At 74.4% G+C, this 19,063-nt stretch carries 18 protein-coding genes; 13 read left to right on the forward strand and 5 right to left on the reverse strand.

The window, feature by feature from the left end; genetic code table 11:
- The 5 genes from VK640_15890 to VK640_15910 form a co-directional block, all read right to left on the reverse strand.
- The coding region (locus tag VK640_15890) for an FAD-binding oxidoreductase (GenBank protein HTE74657.1) at positions 1-814 on the reverse strand (814 nt) is incomplete at its 3' end.
- A gap of 4 nt (positions 815-818) precedes the next feature.
- Positions 819-2,270, reverse strand: coding sequence for an FAD-linked oxidase C-terminal domain-containing protein (locus tag VK640_15895; protein ID HTE74658.1), 1,452 nt, complete (start codon positions 2,268-2,270; stop codon positions 819-821).
- A 62-nt stretch (positions 2,271-2,332) separates the two neighbouring features.
- Positions 2,333-3,940 carry a malate synthase A gene (gene aceB / locus VK640_15900; protein HTE74659.1) on the reverse strand — a complete coding sequence of 536 codons (1,608 nt, stop codon included), beginning with the start codon at positions 3,938-3,940 and terminating at the stop codon, positions 2,333-2,335.
- The gene (locus VK640_15905; GenBank protein ID HTE74660.1) at positions 3,937-5,166 is read right to left on the reverse strand and encodes a glycerate kinase; all 1,230 of its coding nucleotides are present in this window, start codon (positions 5,164-5,166) and stop codon (positions 3,937-3,939) included. Before VK640_15905 ends, aceB begins: the two co-directional genes overlap by 4 nt.
- Positions 5,167-5,213: 47 nt before the next feature.
- Positions 5,214-5,948 (reverse strand): hypothetical protein, encoded by a 735-nt coding sequence (locus VK640_15910; GenBank protein HTE74661.1) that lies wholly within the window; start codon positions 5,946-5,948, stop codon positions 5,214-5,216.
- 36 nt (positions 5,949-5,984) lie between these two features.
- On the opposite strand from VK640_15910, the gene VK640_15915 reads away from it, so the two are divergent.
- From VK640_15915 to VK640_15975, 13 genes are all read left to right on the forward strand, one after another.
- Positions 5,985-6,191, forward strand: coding sequence for a hypothetical protein (locus VK640_15915; GenBank protein HTE74662.1), 207 nt, complete (start codon positions 5,985-5,987; stop codon positions 6,189-6,191).
- A 37-nt stretch (positions 6,192-6,228) separates the two neighbouring features.
- On the forward strand, positions 6,229-7,179 hold the full coding sequence (locus VK640_15920) for a sensor histidine kinase (GenBank protein HTE74663.1): 951 nt from the start codon (positions 6,229-6,231) through the stop codon (positions 7,177-7,179).
- Between the two features lie 58 nt (positions 7,180-7,237).
- A complete protein-coding gene (locus VK640_15925) occupies positions 7,238-8,101 on the forward strand; it encodes an FAD binding domain-containing protein (protein ID HTE74664.1) in 864 nt (287 codons plus the stop codon).
- Entirely contained in the window at positions 8,098-8,565 is a 468-nt protein-coding gene (locus VK640_15930; protein ID HTE74665.1) for a (2Fe-2S)-binding protein, read from the forward strand. The genes VK640_15925 and VK640_15930 overlap by 4 nt, the downstream gene beginning before the upstream one ends.
- The gene (locus VK640_15935; protein HTE74666.1) at positions 8,562-9,929 is read left to right on the forward strand and encodes an 8-oxoguanine deaminase; all 1,368 of its coding nucleotides are present in this window, start codon (positions 8,562-8,564) and stop codon (positions 9,927-9,929) included. Before VK640_15930 ends, VK640_15935 begins: the two co-directional genes overlap by 4 nt.
- Positions 9,926-12,322, forward strand: coding sequence for a molybdopterin cofactor-binding domain-containing protein (locus VK640_15940; GenBank protein HTE74667.1), 2,397 nt, complete (start codon positions 9,926-9,928; stop codon positions 12,320-12,322). The genes VK640_15935 and VK640_15940 overlap by 4 nt, the downstream gene beginning before the upstream one ends.
- Positions 12,319-13,662 carry an allantoinase AllB gene (gene allB / locus VK640_15945; GenBank protein HTE74668.1) on the forward strand — a complete coding sequence of 448 codons (1,344 nt, stop codon included), beginning with the start codon at positions 12,319-12,321 and terminating at the stop codon, positions 13,660-13,662. The genes VK640_15940 and allB overlap by 4 nt, the downstream gene beginning before the upstream one ends.
- Positions 13,662-14,678 (forward strand): allantoicase, encoded by a 1,017-nt coding sequence (gene alc, locus VK640_15950; GenBank protein HTE74669.1) that lies wholly within the window; start codon positions 13,662-13,664, stop codon positions 14,676-14,678. Before allB ends, alc begins: the two co-directional genes overlap by 1 nt.
- Before the next feature lie 73 nt (positions 14,679-14,751).
- Positions 14,752-16,467 carry a 2-oxo-4-hydroxy-4-carboxy-5-ureidoimidazoline decarboxylase gene (gene uraD / locus VK640_15955; protein HTE74670.1) on the forward strand — a complete coding sequence of 572 codons (1,716 nt, stop codon included), beginning with the start codon at positions 14,752-14,754 and terminating at the stop codon, positions 16,465-16,467.
- On the forward strand, positions 16,467-16,814 hold the full coding sequence (uraH, locus tag VK640_15960; GenBank protein HTE74671.1) for a hydroxyisourate hydrolase: 348 nt from the start codon (positions 16,467-16,469) through the stop codon (positions 16,812-16,814). Before uraD ends, uraH begins: the two co-directional genes overlap by 1 nt.
- A 4-nt stretch (positions 16,815-16,818) precedes the next feature.
- The gene (gene pucL, locus VK640_15965; protein ID HTE74672.1) at positions 16,819-17,712 is read left to right on the forward strand and encodes a urate oxidase; all 894 of its coding nucleotides are present in this window, start codon (positions 16,819-16,821) and stop codon (positions 17,710-17,712) included.
- Between the two features lie 49 nt (positions 17,713-17,761).
- A complete protein-coding gene (locus VK640_15970) occupies positions 17,762-18,244 on the forward strand; it encodes a hypothetical protein (GenBank protein HTE74673.1) in 483 nt (160 codons plus the stop codon).
- A 530-nt stretch (positions 18,245-18,774) separates the two neighbouring features.
- Positions 18,775-19,063, forward strand: a 289-nt coding sequence (locus tag VK640_15975; protein HTE74674.1) for a hypothetical protein, incomplete at its 3' end; no start/stop codon positions are given.

Genomic DNA, 19,063 nt, shown 5'->3' on the forward strand with positions numbered 1-19,063 from the left:
CCTCGATCCCCTCGAGCAGCACGGTGACCGCGCCGGGGCTGGTGCCCTGCTGGTCGACCTCGACCGCCGACGGCACGAGCTGCGACCCCGTCACGGCAGCTGCGGCGGCGGAGGCCGCGGCCGGGTCGGACGTGCGCACCACGACGACCCGGCGGGCGTCGGGCAGCGGGTGCAGCCGCACGACGACCTCGGTGACCAGCCCGAGGGTGCCGTAGGAGCCGAGCAGCAGCTTGCCGAAGTCGTAGCCGGCGACGTTCTTGACGACGGTGCCGCCGGACTTCGCGACGACCCCGTCAGCGCGCACGAAGGTGATGCCGATGAGCAGGTCGCGCAACGTGCCGTGGAGCAGCCGCCGCGGCCCGCTGGTGGAGACGGCGACCGTGCCGCCGACCGTCGCGCCGGGGAACGGCGTGTCGAGCGCCAGCTGCTGACCCGCGCCGGCGAGCGCGTCCTGCAGCTCGCGCACCGGCGTGCCGGCGCGCACCACGCAGACCAGGTCACCGGCCGCGTGGTCGACGACGCCGGTGAGCGAGGTGGTGTCGACGACCAGGTCGACGCGTGTCGGCGGGAGCCCCCAGTCGAGCTTCGTGGCGGCGCCGCGGGCGACGACCGCGAGGTCGTGCCCGGCGGCGACGCCCATCACGTCCGCGGCCTGCTCGGTCGACGACGGTCCCGCGACGTAGCGCGCCGGGACACCGGACACCGCGTCGGCGCCGGTCGCCGCCCGTGCGCTGTCGCAGACCTTGCGCAGCGCGTCGAGGACGGCGTCGCCGGGTTGGGTCGGCTCCGTCTGCTTCCGCCCGCGCGGTGGCATCGGCTCAGAACACCTCCGCCAGGCCGGCCTGCTGCAGCGGGTGCGGCCCCTTGTGCCGGCCGGGCCGCTCGCCGCACAGCCGCGGCGTCGGGAAGACCTTGCCCGGGTTGGACAGCCGCTGCGGGTCGAAGGCGCAGCGCAGCATCTGCATCGTGTCGAGGTCGTCGTCAGTGAACATCCGCGGCATGTACGTCGCCTTGTCCACCCCGACGCCGTGCTCGCCGGTGATCGAGCCGCCGTGCTCGATGCAGAGGTCGAGGATCGCACCGGACACCTTCTCGGCCGCGTCGGCCTGGCCGGGCACCGAGTCGTCGAAGAGCACCAGCGGGTGCAGGTTGCCGTCGCCGGCGTGGAAGACGTTGGCGATCCGGACCCCGGAGCCGCTGGAGAGGTCGGCGATCCGCCGCAGCACCTCGGGCAGCGCGGTCCGCGGGATGACCCCGTCCTGCACGATGTAGTCGGGGCTGATCCGGCCGACGGCGGCGAAGGCCGACTTGCGGCCCTTCCAGAACAGCGCCCGCTCGGTCTCGTCGGCCGCGATCCGGATCTCGAAGGCGGCGTTGTCGCGGCAGTGCCGCTCGACCTCGGTGAACTGCGCCTCGACCTCGGGGGCCGGCCCGTCGAGCTCGACGACCAGGACGGCGCCGGCACCCTCGGGATAGCCGCACTGCACGGCCGCCTCTGCTGCCTCGATCGCCAGCGCGTCCATCATCTCGACCGCCGCGGGCACCACCCCGGCGCCGATGACCGCCGACACGGCGCCGCCGGCCTCGTCGGTCGACGGGAAGGCGGCCAGCAGGGTGCGCACGGTCTCCGGCGCGCGGGTCAGCCGCACCGTCACCTCGGTGGTGATGCCCAGGGTGCCCTCCGACCCGACGAAGGCGCCGAGCAGGTCGTAGCCGGGCGGGTCCGGCGCCCGGCCGCCGAGCCGCACCACGTCGCCCTCCGGCGTGACCAGCTCGAGGCCGGTGACGTGGTTGGTGGTGAAGCCGTACTTCAGGCAGTGCGCCCCGCCGGAGTTCTCGGCGACGTTGCCGCCGATGGAGCAGATCTGCTGGCTCGACGGGTCCGGCGCGTAGTAGTAGCCGTGCGGAGCGGCCGCCTTGCTCACCTGCAGGTTGATGACGCCGGGGTCGAGCACCGCGCGCTGGTCGGCCGCGTCGACCGCGCGGATGGTCCGCATCTGCGACAGCACGATCAGCACGCCCTCTGCGTGCGGCAGGGCGCCTCCCGACAACCCGGTGCCTGACCCTCTGGCCACGAACGGCACACCGGCGTCGTGGCAGGCGCGCACGGTCGCGGCGACCTGGCCGGTGCTGCGGGGGAGGACCACGACCGCCGGCGTCACCTTGTAGTGCGCGAGGCCGTCGCACTCGTACGTCCTCAGGCGGGTCCGGTCGGTCAGCACCGCGGCGTCACCGAGCTCGGCGCGGAGCCGCTGCGCCAACGCTGGCATGCCGTCCACGATGTCGTCCACGATGTCGTCCACGATGTCGTCCGGCTGGCCACCCATCGGGCTCACGGCATCCGCTCGTAGGCGGGCAGCGTCAGGAAGTCCTCGTAGTCGTCGGACAGGGCCATGTCGGTGAACAGCGACCGGGCGTCGTCCCACCTGCCCTTGGCGAAGGCGTCGTCGCCGACCGACTCGCGGATGCCGGCCATCTCCTCCTCGACCAGCCGCTCGACCAGGGCGCGGGTGACGGTCTGGCCGTCGTCGAGCTCGACGTCGTTGTGCAGCCAGTGCCAGACCTGCGACCGGGAGATCTCCGCGGTCGCCGCGTCCTCCATCAGGTTGTTGATGCCGACGGCGCCGGTGCCGCGCAGCCAGGTCTCCAGGTATCGGATGCCGACGTTGATGTTGCTGCGCAGGCCGGCCTCGGTGACCGAGCCGGGCGTGGACCGCACGTCGAGCAGCTGCCCAGCCGTGACGTGCACGTCGTCGCGCGTCTTGTCGACCTGGTTCGGCCGGTCGCCGAGCACGCCGTCGAAGACCTCGGTGCAGGTGGCGACCATCCCGGGGTGCGCGACCCAGGAGCCGTCGAAGCCGTCGTTGGCCTCGCGGGTCTTGTCGTCGCGCACCTTGGCGTAGGCGGCCTCGTTGACCTTCTCGTCCCTGCTCGGGATGAAGGCCGCCATGCCGCCGATCGCGTGCGCGCCGCGCTTGTGGCAGGTGCGGACCAGCAGCTCGGTGTAGGCGCGCATGAAGGGCACCGTCATGTTCACCGAGTTGCGGTCGGGCAGCAGGAAGTCCTTGCCGCGCGTGCGGTGGGTCTTGATGACCGAGAACATGTAGTCCCAGCGGCCGGCGTTGAGCCCGGCCGAGTGGTCGCGCAGCTCGTAGAGGATCTCCTCCATCTCGAAGGCCGCCGGGTAGGTCTCGATGAGCACGGTCGCCCGGACGGTGCCCTGCGGGATGCCGAGGGCGTCCTGCGCGTGCACGAAGACGTCGTTCCACAGCCGCGCCTCGAGGTGGCTCTCCATCTTCGGCAGGTAGAAGTACGGGCCGACCCCGAGGTCGACCAGGCGCTCCGCGTTGTGGAAGAAGTAGAGGCCGAAGTCGGTGAGGCTGCCCGACGTGCGCTCCCCGTCGACCAGGATGTGCTTCTCCGGCAGGTGCCAGCCGCGGGGCCGCACCACGATCGTCGCCGTCGAGTCGTTGAGGGCGTACGTCTTGCCCTCCGGCGAGGTGAAGTCGATGCGTCGCTCGATCGCGTCGCGCAGGTTGAGCTGACCTTCGACGACGTTCTCCCACAGCGGGGTGTTGGCGTCCTCGAGGTCGGCGAGCCACACCTTGGCGCCGGAGTTGAGCGCGTTGATCGTCATCTTGCGGTCGGTCGGGCCGGTGATCTCGGCGCGCCGGTCGACCAGGCCCGGGGAGTGCGGCGCGACCCGCCAGGTGTCGTCCTCGCGGACGTCCTTGGTCTCGGCGAGGAAGTCGAGGCTGCCGCCGCCGGCGATCTCCTCGTAGCGCGCGGTGCGGGCCACGACCAGCTCGCGGCGGCGCGCGTCGAAGGTCCGGTGCAGGCCGGCGAGGACGTCGAGCGCCTCGTCGGTCAGCACCTCGTCGTAGCGGTCGTGGAGGGGTCCGTCGACGCGGACGCCGTCGATGCCGTCACGGCTGCTCATGTCGGCACGCTCCTCTGTGGTAGGTCGGTCAGCACGGCGGCCAGCGTGCGGCCGGCCAGGTCGCGCAGCAGCTCGGCCGCGCGGCCCTGGGCCACCGCGAGGTCGGGGACGAGCTCGGTGATCGCGTGCGCGGCGACGACGCCCAGGTCGTTCAGGCCGTCGCGTGCGTCATCGGTCAGCTGCAGCCGGCCCGCGAGCATGACGACCGGGACGCCCTGGGCCACGGCACGGCGGGCGACCCCGACCGGGGCCTTGCCGCCGAGGCTCTGCTCGTCGAAGGACCCCTCGCCGGTCACGACCAGGTCGGTGCCCGCCAGCGCGGTGTCGAAGCCCACCAGGTCGAGCACCAGGTCGATGCCGGGGACCAGCCGTGCACCGAGCAGGGCCATCGCCCCGGCGCCGACCCCGCCGGCCGCCCCGGCCCCGGCCGCGGTCTCGACGTCGACGCCGGTGTCGCGGCGCAGCACCTCGGCCAGCCGCCGCAGCGCGGCCTCGAGCAGCTCCACCTCGGCGGGGCCGGCGCCCTTCTGCGGGGCGAAGACCGCCGCGGCGCCCCGCGGGCCGGTCAGCGGGTTGTCGACGTCGCTCGCGACGACGACCTCGACGGTGTCCAGCCGCGGGTCCCGGACGCTGGTGTCGATGCGGTCCAGGCCGGCCAGCGCCCGGCCCCCGGGGTCCAGGTCCTGGCCGTCCGTGTCGAGGAAGCGCACCGCGAGGGCGGTGGCCAGCCCGGCCCCGCCGTCGGTGGACGCGCTGCCACCGATGCCGAGCACGACCCGGGTGGCGCCCGAGTCCAAGGCGGCCCGCACCAGCTCGCCGGTGCCCCGGCTGCTAGCGGCCAGGGCCGTCGTCGCGTCGCCGCTGCCCCCAGGCAGCAGCGCCAGGCCCGAGGCGGTGGCCAGCTCGACGACCGCCACGGCCGACCCGTCGGCCCCGGAGCCGATCGCGATGCCGGCGTCGACCTTGTCGCCGAGGGGGCCGGACACGGCGACCGGGTGGAGGCGGTAGCCGGCGGCCAGCGCGGCGGCGACGATGCCTTCCCCGCCGTCGGCGACCGGCTGGAGCCGGACCTCCACGTCGATGCCCAGCGCGTCCGCCGCGTCGCGCACGCCGGCGGCGATGGCCTCGGCGGCCTGGGCGGCGGAGAGGCTGCCTTTGAACTTGTCCGGCGCCACCAGGACACGAACGGGCGCGGCCGGTGCGGGAGGTGCGTCTGGCCCGGTCATCAGGGCCCTCCTTCCGGAATTCGTCCGCCGTGCGAAAGTCTGCCCCCTCAGAGCGGCGGGACCTCGACCGCGATCTCGTCGCCCAGCCAGGCGCCCCCGAGCAGCGGCAGGCCGTCGCCGGACCAGAAGCGCCCCGGGTCGTACCAGCTCGGGCTACGCCGTGCCAGCTCGTCGGGTAGCAGCCGCATGGCGTGGTAGCTCGCCGCCACCACCTCGGCGCAGAACGCGGTCTCCAGCTGGGCCGGCCCGGTCGGCCCTCCGGCCGACCCTCCATCGTAGTCCCGGCGGCGCCGTGGCACCCGGCCCCATCGCGATGGGCGCGCTCCGCCTGCGCTCGTTCCTCGCTCCGGACGTCGCCGCGCCAATAGCCACCGCGAGGCCAGGCGGGTCGTGGAGGGGAACGGCGTGCCGTCCAGGCGGGCGATGGTGCGCAGCAGCGCGTCCTCCTGCTCCCGGGTGAGGTCGCCGTGGGCGTGGTGCAGCTGACGCAGCCAGGCCTGCTGGCCGTAGCGGCGGCCCCAGGTGAGCACGGCGTCCCGCAGCACGTGCAGCTGCACGCCGCGGTGGTGGGTGCCGGCCCAGACGTCGGGCAGCGAGCGGCCCAGCTCGGCGTGCCACATCAGCGGCGGCATGTCCTCGAGGACGACCGACATGCCGACGTGGTTGACCGGGCTGTTGGTGCTCAACTGGATCGCCCGGTCGGCGGCCGTGCGGCCGCGGAAGAGCCACACGTCACCGGTGCGGGTCAGGTCGACGGCGGCGTCCAGGGTCAGCGGCGGCACCCGACTACCGTACGGATCGCGGCCTAGGGTGGCGGCATGAGTCGTGGTGGTCGGGGCGGGTCCGTCTGGAAGCTGCTCGGCCTGGCCGGCGTGGTGGGCATCGCGGCCACCGGCGCCGCGGTGGCCCGCGCGGAGCGCCGGCGCCGTGCGTACACCCCCGAGGAGATCCGCGAACGATTGCAGGCTCGGCATGCCGAGACGGAGGGCCAGAACGCCCTGGGAGACGGCCCGCGGGACGAGTAACGTGGCGGGGTCCCGACCGGCGACCACCCGGAGTGCCGTGACAGCGCAAGCCGTCGTCGACCCGAGCCTCGAGCCTGGCTTCTCGCACGAGGCCTTCTTCTACACCGACCCCGCCGACTTCCTCGAGGCGTCGGTGTCGTTCGTCCGCGACGGGCTGGCCGCCGACGAGGCGGTCCTGGTGGCGGTGCCCGCCCGGCGGGCGCAGTGGCTGCGCAGCTTCTTCGGCGCGGAGCCGGCCGTGCAGGTGCTCGACATGGCCGACGTCGGCGCCAACCCGGCGCGGATCATCCCGGAGTGGCAGGACTTCCTCGACGCCCACCGGGGCCGCGGCGTGCGCGGCATCGGGGAGCCGGTCTGGGCCGGGCGCAGTCCCGCCGAGCTCGCCGAGTGCGTGCTGCACGAGTCGCTGCTCAACGTCGCGTTCGAGTCCGGCCGGTCGTGGCGCCTGCTCTGCCCGTACGACGCGGTCGGTCTGCCGGGCAGCGTGCTCGACCAGGCGCGGGCCACCCACCCGGTGGTGGCCGACGCGGCCGGCCAGAGCACCAGCGCGACGTACCACCGGGTGCCGCCGCAGCGCGCGCTGCGCGGCGACCCGCTGCCGCCGCCGGCGGAGACGCCGGCCGAGCTGCCGTTCACCGGCGGCGACCTCTCGTCGGTGCGCCGGCTGGTCCGGCGGCACGGCGCCGAGCTGGGGCTGGCCGACGCGCGGCTCGACGACGTGGAGCTCTCGGTCGACGAGGTGGCGTCCAACAGCCTGCTGCACGGGGGCGGTCTGGGCGTGCTGCGGGTCTGGACCGAGGACGGCTCCCTGGTCTGCGAGGTCACCGACGAGGGCGTCATCGCCGACCCGCTGGTCGGCCGCCGCCGCCCGGTGCTGGACCGCACCGGCGGTCGCGGGCTGTGGATCGCCAACCAGCTCTGCGACCTGGTGCAGGTCCGCTCCGGCGCGGCCGGCACCACCGCGCGCCTGCACGTGCGCCTCCCCTGACGAGGGAGGCCCGTGGGGCCTATGTTTCCCCTCAGGTGACACCCGACGGGAGGCGCGCGTGGAGTTCGTGGCACCGCGGTCGTGGGCCGATGCGCTCGCGGCGCGCGCCGAGCACCCGGGCTGCACGCCGATCGCCGGCGGCACGGACGTGATGGTCGAGCTGAACTTCGACCGGCACCGCCCTGACGTGCTCCTGGACCTCACCAAGGTGCCCGAGCTGCGGGAGTGGTCGCGCACGGACGACGGTGGTGTGCGGCTGGGCGCCGGCGTGACCTACCTGCGGGTGATGACCGAGCTCGGCGGCCTCGCGCCGGGGCTGGCGATGGCGTCGCGCACGGTCGGCTCGCCGCAGATCCGGGCGCGCGGCACGGTCGGCGGCAACGTCGGGTCGGCGTCGCCCGCCGGTGACTGCCACCCCGTCCTGCTGGCCGTGGGCGCGACCGTCGAGGTCGGGTCGGCGGCCCGAGGAACCCGCAGCATCCCGGTCGCCGACTTCTTCACCGGCGTGAAGAAGAGCGCGCTCGAGCCGGACGAGCTGATCGCCGCGATCCGCCTGCCGCCGGCCGCCGGGCCGCAGCAGTTCGCCAAGGTCGGCACCCGCAACGCGATGGTCATCGCCGTCACCTCCTTCGGTCTGGCGCTGCACCCGGACCGTCGCGGCGTCGGTGCCGCGATCGGCTCGGCCGCACCCACGCCGCGCCACGCGTCTGCCGCCGAGGACTTCGCGGCCGGTGCCCTGGACTGGGACGGGCGCGGAGAGCTGACCGACGAGGTGGCCGCCGAGTTCGGTCGGCTGGTCGGCGAGGCGGCCAGCCCGATCGACGACGTCCGCGGCACCGCCGGCTACCGGCGGCACGCGCTGTCGGTGCTCGGCCGGCGGGCACTGAGCTGGGCGTGGAGCGACCATCGGAGGGCGCCATGAGAGTCGAGCTGACGGTCAACGGCGACCGGCGCCGGGCCGACGACGTGTGGGAGGGCGAGAGCCTGCTCTACGTGCTGCGCGAGCGGCTCGGCCTGCCCGGTTCCAAGAACGCCTGCGAGCAGGGCGAGTGCGGGTCGTGCTCGGTCTACCTCGACGGCGACGTCGTGTGCGCCTGCCTGGTCGCCGCCGGCCAGGCGGCCGGCAGCGAGGTCGTCACGGTGGAGGGACTGGCCGGCGCCGACGACGACCTGCACCCGGTGCAGCAGGCGTTCCTCGACGCCGGTGCCGTCCAGTGCGGCTTCTGCACGCCCGGGCTCGTCGTGGCGGTGCACGACCTGCTCGCCCGCGACCCGTCGCCCGACGACGCCGAGGTGCGCGAGGCGCTGGCCGGCAACCTGTGCCGGTGCACCGGCTACGAGCACGTGCTGGCCGCCGTGCGCACCGCGGCGGAGCGGATGCGATGAACAGCATCGTCCTGGACGGCGCGCACGTCGTCACGATGGACGCCCGGCGCACCGAGCACGTGTCGGGCCACGTGGTGGTGAAGGACGGGCGGGTCGTCTCGGTGGCTGCGGGGCGAGCACCTGACGACGTACGTCGCGAAGCCGGTCGAGTCGTGCCCGCCGCCGGCTGCGTGGTGACTCCGGGGCTCGTCAACACCCACCAGCACCTCTACCAGTGGGCGACCCGCGGGCACGCCGTCGACTCGACCCTTTTCGAGTGGCTGGTGGCCCTCTACCCGGTCTGGGCCGGGCTCGACGAGGAGGTGGTGCGGGCCGCAGCCACCGCGGCGCTCGGCCGGATGGCGCTCACCGGCTGCACGACCTCCACCGACCACCACTACGTGTTCCCGCACGGCGGCGGCGACCTGCTGGGCGCCGAGGTGTCGGCGGCGTCGGCGGTGGGGCTGCGCTTCCACCCCACCCGCGGCTCGATGGACCTCGGCACCTCGCAGGGCGGGCTGCCGCCGGACCCGGTGGTGGAGGACCTCGACGTGATCCTGTCCGCCACGGAGGACGCGATCAGCCGGTTCCACGACCCGTCGCCGGATGCCATGGTGCGGGTGGGCGTCGCGCCGTGCTCGCCGTTCTCGGTGACGTCGAAGCTGATGACCGAGGCGTCCGCGCTGGCCCGGCGGCACGGTGTGCGCCTGCACACGCATCTCGCCGAGACGCTCGACGAGGAGGAGTTCTGCCGCGAGCGCTTCGGTGCGACACCGGTCGAGCACATGGCGACGCTCGGCTGGCTCGGCGACGACGTCTGGCTCGCGCACACGGTGCACCTCTCCGACTCCGACGTCGTCCGGCTCGGCGAGACCGGCACCGGCGTGGCGCACTGCCCGTCGAGCAACGCCCGGCTCGGCGCCGGCATCGCACGCACCCGCGATCTCCGCGACGCCGGCGTGCCGGTCGGCCTCGGCGTCGACGGGGCGGCGTCCAACGAGGCGGGCAGCCTGCTCGAGGAGGTGCGGCACGCGGTGCTCTTCGCCCGGGCACGGGGCGGGCCCCGCGAGCTGACGGTGCGGGACGCGCTGGAGATGGCGACCGTGGGAGGGGCACGGGTGCTGGGTCGTCAGGACGAGATCGGCTCGCTGGAGCCGGGGAAGCTGGCCGACCTCGCGGTCTGGCGGGTCGACACGCTGGCCCACGCGGGTGTCGACGACCCGGTCGTGGCGCTGGTCCTCGGGTCCGCCCCGCCGCTGGAGCTGCTGCTGGTGGGCGGCCGGGTGGTGGTCGAGGCCGGCCGGCTGGTCACCGTCGACGAGGACGCCGCGGCCCGCGACGCCGAGACCGCCGGCCGCACCTTGCGCGCGAGGGCTGCCTCGTGACAACGACGACCTCGACGACGACCTCGACGACGACGACCTCGACGACGACGACGACCTCGACCACGACGGAGACCCGGCGCGGCACCGACGGCGGCGTCGGCACCGACGCGTCGCGGCCCGACGGCACCCTGAAGGTCACCGGCGAGTTCTCCTACGGCAGCGACCTCTGGATGGACGACATGCTGTGGGGCGTCACGCTGCGCAGCCCGCACCCGCATGCCCGCATCCGGTCCCTCGACATCGGCCCGGCGCTTGCGGTGCCGGGCGTCCACGCGGTGCTGACCGCCGACGACGTGCCGGGCGAGCTGCGCTACGGGCTCGAGTTCGCCGACCAGCCGGTGCTCGCCAAGGACGTCGTGCTCTACCAGGGCGAGCCGGTGGCGCTGGTCGCGGCCGACCACCCGGAGACCGCACGGCGGGCCGCCTCCCGCATCGTCGTCGACTACGACGTGCTCGAGCCGGTCACCGACGCCCGGGTCGCGCTCGGCCACGGAGAGCACGGCCCGGCCGAGACCCTGCACCCGGAGCCCACGCCGGTCATGGAGCTCAGCCGCGAGGCCGCCGTGCTGCGGCCGCACGGCAACCTGATCCGGCACCTCAAGGTGCGCAAGGGCGACCTGGAGGAGGCAAGGGCCCAGGCGAACGTCGTCGTCTCCGGCGAGTACGAGGTCGGCATGCAGGACCAGGCCTTCCTCGGCCCCGAGTCGGGGCTCGCGGTGCCGGCGGAGGACGGTGGCGTCGACCTCTTCGTGTCCACCCAGTGGCTGCACGTCGACCAGCAGCAGGTCTGCCGGGCGCTCGGGCTGCCGCCCGAGAGAGTGCGGATCACGCTGGCCGGGGTCGGCGGCGCCTTCGGCGGCCGCGAGGACCTGTCGATGCACGTCCACGCCTGCATGCTCGCGATGCACACCGGCAAGCCGGTCAAGATGTCCTACAACCGCGAGGAGTCGTTCTTCGGGCACGTGCACCGGCACCCTGCGCGGCTGCACTACGAGCACGGGTTCGCCGAGGACGGCGAGCTGCTCTTCGTGCGGGCGAGGATCTGGCTGGACGGCGGCGCCTACGCGTCGTCGTCGGCCGCCGTCGTCGGCAACGCGGGGCTGATGGGCATCGGCCCCTACGTCGTGCCGAACGTCCGGATGGACTGCTGGGGGGCCTACACCAACAACCCGCCCTGCGGCGCGATGCGCGGCTTCGGCGCCGTGCAGGCCGCTTTCGCCTACGAGTCGCAGATGGACAAGGGCGCCGCCGCGCTGGGCATGGAGCCGGTGGAGGTCCGGGTGCGCAATGCGATGGAGGAGGGCTCGGTCGCCCCGACCGGTCAGGTCGTCGACAGCGCCGCGCCGGTCGCCGAGCTGCTGCGCCGGCTGCAGGCGATGCCGATGCCGGCGGCCGCACGGGACGACCTGCGCGACGTACCGGGTGGGGTCTCCAACACCACCCACGGCGAGGGTGTGCGCCGCGGCGTCGGGTGGGCGGTGGGCTACAAGAACATCGGCTTCAGCGAGGGCTTCGACGACTTCTCGACCGCACGGGTGCGGCTCGAGGCGATCGGTGGCGAGCCGACCGTCACGGTGCACACGGCGGCCGCCGAGGTCGGGCAGGGGCTGGTGACGGTGCAGCAGCAGATCGCGCGCACGGAGCTCGGCGTCGACCGGGTCGTCGTGGCCCCGGCCGACACGGCGGTGGGCTCCGGCGGCTCCACGTCGGCGTCGCGGCAGACCTACGTCACGGGCGGCGCTGTGCAGGAGGCATGCCGCCGGGTGCGCGCCGCCGTCCTGCTCCGCGCCGGCCGCGACGACTGGGAGAGCTGGCCGTCCCTGCTGCCCGACCTGGCAGCGGTGCTCGGCGACGACCCGGTCGAGGAGACCGTGACCTGGCGGCACCGGCCGACCCAGGCTGTGGACCCCGAGACCGGGCAGGGCGACGCGCACGTGCAGTACGCGTTCGCCGCGCACCGGGCCGTGGTCGACGTCGACGTGGAGCTCGGCCTGGTCAAGGTCGTCGAGATGGCCTGCGCGCAGGACGTCGGCCGGGCGGTCAACCCGCAGGCGGTGCTCGGCCAGATCCACGGCGGCAGCGCCCAGGGCATGGGGCTCGCCGTCATGGAGGAGGTGGTCGTCACCGACGGCCAGATCCGCAACCCGTCCTTCACCGACTACCTGATCCCGACCATCCTCGACATGCCGCCGATGCGGGTCGACGTGCTCGAGCTGCCCGACCCGCACGCCCCCTACGGATTGCGCGGCGTCGGTGAGCCGCCGACGGTGTCGTCCGGCCCGGCCGTGCTGGCCGCGATCCGGGACGCGACGGGACTCTTCCTCACCCGGGTGCCGGTGCGCCCGGACGACATCGCCCTCCGTCCGTCACCCGGTGGTCCGTCGCAGCCGTGACGGAGCCCGACCTGGTGCTGCACGCGGCGCGCGCGGTGCTGACGGACGGCGAGCGCCCGGCGACCCTCGCCGTCACCGACGGAGTCGTCCGGCAGCTCGGCCCGCTGGACCGGTCCGTGACCGGGCGCGATGTGGTCGAGCTGGCAGGCGACGAGGTGCTGCTGCCCGGCCTGGTCGACACTCACGTCCACGTCAACGAGCCCGGCCGCACCGAGTGGGAAGGTTTCGCGACCGCGACCCGGGCCGCGGCGGCCGGCGGGGTGACCACGGTGCTCGACATGCCGCTCAACAGCATCCCGCCGACGCTGGACCCGGTCGCGCTCGGGACGAAGCGGTCCGCCGCCGACGGACAGGTCCTGGTCGACGTCGGCTTCTGGGGCGGAGCGGTGCCGGGCAACGCCGGCCGGCTCCGCGAGCTGCTCGGCGCCGGCGTCTTCGGCATGAAGTGCTTCCTGCCCGACTCCGGCGTCGCCGAGTTCCCGGCGGTCGGCCTGGACGGGCTGCCTGCGGTGTGCGCCGAGATCGCGGCCGCCGACGGGCTCCTGCTGGTGCACGCCGAGGACCCCGCGGGTCTGCGCGACCCGACCGGCGGGCCGGCGTACGCCGACTTCCTGCTCTCGCGGCCACCGGAGGCGGAGGACACGGCGATCGCCGCGGTCGTCGACGCGGCGCGCGCGACGGGCGCCCGGGTGCACGTCGTGCACCTGTCCAGCGCGAGCGCGCTGCCGACCATCGCGGCCGCCAAGGCCGACGGGGTGCGGCTGACGGTGGAGACCTGCCCGCACTACCTGGTGCTGCGCGCCGAGGACGTGCCGGACGGGGCGACCGCCGTCAAGTGCTGCCCGCCGGTGCGCGGCGACGCCAACCGGGACGCCCTGTGGGCCGGGCTCGCCGACCGGACCATCGACCTCGTCGTGTCCGACCACTCGCCCTCGACCGCCGACCGCAAGGCGCTCGGCACCGGTGACTTCGCGCAGGCGTGGGGCGGCATCGCGTCGCTGCAGCTCGGGCTGCCGCTCGTCTGGACCGAGGCGCGCCGCCGCGGGCACGACCTGGGTGACGTCGTGCGCTGGATGGCGGCCGGGCCGGCGGTGCTGGCCGGGCTCGGGAGCAAGGGCGCGATCCGGGTCGGGGCGGCTGCCGACCTGGTGGCCTTCGCGCCGGACGAGCCCCTGGTCGTCGTCGCCGACGCGCTGCACCACCGCAACAAGGTCACGCCCTACGACGGCGCACGGCTCACCGGGGTGGTGCGGCGGACGTGGTTGGCTGGGGTCCCGGTCGACCCGACGGACATCGACCGGCCGGCCCGTGGACGGCTGCTGTCGAGGGGAGACGCGTGATGGACACGACCGGTTCGGGCGCGCTCCCGCTGCCCGACCTCGCGCTGCGGACCCACGGCGGCACCGTGGTCTGGGCCAATGACGAGCTGTTCGCCGGACGCGAGAACCTCATCACCCCAGGCCCGGCGACCTTCGCGCCGCAGACGTTCGGGGCCAAGGGGCAGGTCTACGACGGCTGGGAGACCCGGCGCCGCCGCGACCGGACGCCGGACTCGCGCGACGAGGCGATCGTCCGGCTGGGTCTCCCTGGCGTGGTTCGCACCCTGGTCGTGGACACCAGCCACTTCACCGGCAACTACCCGGTCGAGGCAGCGGTCGAGGCGGTCTGCCTCGACGGCACCCCGTCGGTCGACGAGCTGCGCACGGCCCAGTGGTCGACGCTGGTCGAGCGGGCGGCGCTGAAGGGCGACGCGCCCAACACCTTCGAGGTGTCCTCCGGGCGGCGGTGGACGCACGTGCGGCTCGCCATCTACCCCGACGGCGGAGTGGCCCGGCTGAGGGTGCACGGTGAGCCGGTGCCGGACCCGGACCTGCTCGAGGCGCTCGGCACGGTCGACCTCGCAGCGCTCGAGCACGGCGGCACCGTGGTCGGCTGCAGCAACCTCTACTACGGCTCGCCGCTGCGGCTGGTCGCTCCGGGCCTGGCTCGCAGCATGGGCGAGGGCTGGGAGACCGCGCGCCGTCGCGACGACGGCAACGACTGGGTCGAGGTGCGGCTGGCCTGCCGCGGGGTGGTGCGGGTCGCCGAGCTGGACACGACGTGGTTCCTCGGGAACGCCCCGGGGTCGGCGTCGCTGCGGGCCCGCGACGGGTCAGGGGAGTGGCTGCCCCTGGTGCCGCGTACGCCGCTCCGGCCCGACACCCGGCACCGCGTGGTGCTGCCCGCGGCGGTCCCGGCGACCGACGTGCGCCTCGACGTCTACCCGGACGGCGGCATGGCCCGGCTGCGGCTCTGGGGCAGCCCCACCGACGACGGGCTGGCCGCCCTGGGCACCCGCTGGGCCGCCACCTCGTGATCGACTGTGCGTTGAGACACCAGAACCCCGGCGTGTCTGGTGTGTCGACGCACAGTCGGTGGGAGGGAGCCGCGTGACGGCGCTGCCGGACGGGGTGGTCGGCGAGCTGGACCGGCTGCTGGGCGACGCCGACCAGGCGCTGGCGACCGGCTGGCCGGGCGAGCCGTCGACCCGGCAACCGGTGCACACGCTCTACCTGCCCGCCGACCACCCGCTGGTCGGCCCGCACGTGGTCGACCGGGTCGGCGAGGCCGCGCTGGAGTCCGTGGAGGGCGTCGAGGAGGCCGGCCTGGCGCGGGTGACCGGGCTCGACGAGGCGCTGGTCGGGCAGGTCTGGCCCCGCGTCCTCGCCAAGCTCGGGTCGCAGCCGGTGGAGGACCTGCGCCTCGACCTGGAGGACGGCTACGGCGCCCGGCCCGACGACGAGGAGGACACCGACGCGGTCCGGGTCGGCGAGGTGCTGGCCGGCCTCACCGGCGAGGTGCCGCCACTGGTGCGCGGCGTGCGGGTCAAGTCGCTCGAGGCGCCGACCCGACGCCGCGGCGTGCGGTCGCTGGACCTGGTGCTCGGTGCACTGGGCGGGGCGCTGCCGCCGGGCTTCGTCGTGACCCTGCCGAAGGTGACGTCGGTGCAGCAGGTCGAGGCGATGGTGCTGCTCTGCGAGCGGCTCGAGTCGGCGCACCAGCTGCCGGACCGGGTGCTGCACTTCGAGGTGCAGGTCGAGACGCCGCAGGCGGTCCTCGGTGCCGACGGCACGGCCACGGTCGCGCGGGCGGTGCACGCAGCCCGTGGCCGCTGCAGCGGGCTGCACTACGGGACCTACGACTACAGCGCATCCCTCGGGGTCGCGCCGGGTCAGCAGGCGATGGACCACCCGCTCGCCGACCACGCGAAGGCCGTGATGCAGGTGGCGGCGGCCCAGACGGGCGTCCGGGTGAGTGACGGGTCGACGAACGTGCTGCCGGTCGGGGACCGCGAGCACGTCGAGGCGGCCTGGGCGCTGCACGCCGCCCTCGTCGGCCGGTCGCTGCGGCACGGGCTCTACCAGGGCTGGGACCTGCACCCGGCCCAGCTGCCCACGCGCTACCTGGCCACGTTCGCGTTCTACCGGGCCTTCTTCCCGACCGCGGCGCTGCGGCTGGCCGACTACCTCGACCGGCGGGCGGGTGGTGTGCTCGACGAGCCGGCGACGGCGTACGCGCTGGCCGGCTTCCTGAGCCGGGCCGTCGACTGCGGGGCGGTCGACCACGGCGAGGTCGAGCAGGCCGGGGGGCCTGGGCCGGCGGAGCTGCGCCGGCTGGCCCGGCGCGGCGGGCTGGCCCTGGACGCCCTCTCGGACACCGACCTGCGCAACCGGCTGGCCGAGGTGTGCCCGAGCCAGCGATGGGTGGCCGAGGTCGCCGCCGCCCGGCCGTACGGCGGGCTGCCCGGTCTGCTGGGCGCGGCCGATCACGCGCTGGCCGCGATGTCGGAGGGCGACGTCGACGACGCGCTCGCCGGCCACCCGCGGATCGGCGAGCACACCCAGGAGGGCAGCCGGTCGCGCCAGGAGCAGTCCGGCGTCTCGGGGCAGGACACGCTCGCCGCGCTGCCCCAGCTCAACCGGACCTACGAGGACCGCTTCGGCCACGTCTACCTGGTCGCGGCGAGCGGCCGCACCGGAGAGGAGCTGCTCGACGTGCTGCGCTCGCGCTTGCTCAACGACCGCGAGACCGAGCGGCGGGTGGTCCGCCAGGAGCTCGGGACCATCAACCGGCTGCGGCTGACCCGGCTGGTCGAGGAGGGCTGATGGCGCCACCGACGGTGTCGACGCACGTGTTGGATGCCGCGTTCGGCCGACCGGCGGCGGGCGTCGGCGTCCGGCTGGAGCGCGCCGACGGCATTGTCGTCGGTGAGGGCCGCACCGACGAGGACGGCCGGCTGGGCGACCTCGGTGGCCCCGGCGACCTCGGTGGCCCCGGCGGGCCGGCGACCGGCGCGCACCGGCTGGTGTTCGCGACCGGCGAGTGGTTCGCCGGCCAGGGCCGCGAGACGTTCTACCCCGAGGTCGTCGTGACGTTCACCCTCGGCGATGGGCACCACCACGTGCCGCTGCTGCTCTCGCCGTTCGCCTATTCGACCTACCGGGGGAGCTGACGGCATGGGCGTCGTGCTCGGTGACAACCGCTACGGCAAGGCCGAGACCCACGTGGTGCGCGTCGTGCGCGACACCCCTCGGCACGAGGTCCGCGACGTCGTGGTGTCGACGGCGCTGCGCGGTGACTTCGCAGCGGCGCACCTGTCCGGCGACCAGGCCACTGTGCTGCCGACGGACACCCAGAAGAACACCGTGCTCGCCTACGCGAAGGAGGTCGGCATCTCCTCGCCCGAGGCGTTCGCGGTGGCGCTGGCGCGGCACTTCGTCGACGACGTCGAGCCGGTGTCGTCCGCCCGGGTCGCCGTCGACGAGCACGTGTGGGACCGCGCGCCGGTGGACGGGGCATCCCACGACCACACGTTCGTACGTCGCGGCACCGAGGTCCGCACGGCCGCCGTCACGGCGACGAGCGGCACCACGCACGTGGTGTCCGGCCTGCGCGACCTGGTGCTGCTCAAGTCGACCGGCTCGGAGTTCCACGGCTTCCTGACCGACTCCTACACGACCCTGGCGCCGACGACCGACCGGGTGATGGCGACCTCGCTGACCGTCCGGTGGCGCTGGCGCTCCGAGCCGGTGTCGTACGACGACGCGTTCGCCGACGTCCGGGCGCTCCTGGTGTCGCGCTTCGGCGGGGTGCACAGCCTGGCGCTGCAGCAGACGCTGTGGGAGATGGGCAGCGCCGTCCTCGCGGCCGACGAGACGGTCGGCGAGGTGCGGCTGTCCGCGCCCAACAAGCACCACTTCGTGGCCGACCTGGCGCCGTTCGGGCTGGACAACCCCGGCGAGGTCTTCTGGGCGGCCGACCGGCCCTACGGCCTGATCGAGGTCGAGGTCCGCCGCGACGACGAGCCGGTGCCGACGGACGCGTGGGCCGACCTGCCCGGATTCGCCTGACCCACGACGGGCAGGCGGGATGATCGACCCAACCGAGGAGGAGAGTGTCGTGACGACCAAGAGCGACTTCAGCGAGGACGAGTGGGTGCGGGTACGCCGGGCGCCGCTGGTGGCCGGGATGGCGATCTCGCTCGCCGACCCCGGCGGGCCGATCGAGATGGCCAAGGAGACGATGGCGACCGTCAAGTCGGCCACCAACCCGCCCAGCCGCGAGCAGCTGCTCACCGACGTGGCCCTGGAGATCCAGGGCATGACCCAGCAGAAGCAGAACCCGCTCAGCGGTTACCAGCTGGACAAGAGCGCTGGGGCGCCCGGCCAGCAGATCCTGGACGAGCTGCGGGCGGTGCAGGGGATCGTCGCCGCGAAGGCGACCCCGGAGGAGAGCAGCGCGTTCGGCGCCTGGCTCGTCACGACCGCGCAGGCCGCTGCCGACGCGGCGAAGGAGGGCGGCTTCATGGGCTTCCGCGCCCAGCAGGTCAGCCAGGGCGAGCAGGACATGCTGGACCAGGTGCGCTCCGCGGTCAGCGCCTGACCTCGCGTTCACCCTCACCAGCACGGGCCCTCGGCCCATACTCGGCGGGTGGGCTGGTTGTCGGACGAGCGGCGCCGGGTGTCGACCGCTCGCTCCTCGACGACCTGTACCTCACCCTGCAGCTCGCCGTGCTCTCCTACGGCGGCAGTGACGGAGACATGAACCGGCGCCTCGAGGTCGCTCGGTTCGCGGCACCGCTCATGGCCATGGGCACGCTGTTCCAGGCCGCGTCGGTGGTGTTCCGGGAGCAGTTCGTTACCGGCTCAGCGGGTTCCGCGGGCACACCGTCGTGTGCGGCCTAGGGGTCTCGGGCACCAGGCTGGCGCTGGCACTGGCCGAGGCCGGCCGCCCCGTCGTCGGCGTCGACCAGGACGCGCACGGCTCCGGGGTCAGTGCCCTCCGGGCGCACAAGATCCCGGTGTTCGCCGGCGATCCCACGGACCCGGCCGTCCTGCGGGCGGTCCGTCTCGAGCGCGCGTCGAGCCTCGTCGCAGTACCTGCGAGGGTCCGGCCTCGGTGGTGACGAGACGGTGCGCATCGAGTTCTTCAACATGCACGAGCGCGGTGCCCGGGCCCTGGTCGCCGAGCACCTCGTCCTCCAGCCGGGCACGAACCCCCACCTGGTCGTCGTGGGGCTGGGGCAGCTCGGACGGGCGCTGCTGCTGGCGGCCGCGCAGCAGTGGGCCGACGTCGATGAGAGACCGCTGACGGCGACGCTGGTCGACAAGGCGGCGTCCGCTCGCATGCAGGCGCTGGAGATGCAGCACCCGGGCCTGGCGGACGCTGTGGCCTCGTGCCCGGTCGCGATCGACATCGAGG

The sequence above is a fragment of the Actinomycetes bacterium genome (assembly GCA_035489715.1).
In the GTDB taxonomy this organism is placed as follows: Bacteria; Actinomycetota; Actinomycetes; order JACCUZ01; family JACCUZ01; genus DATHAP01.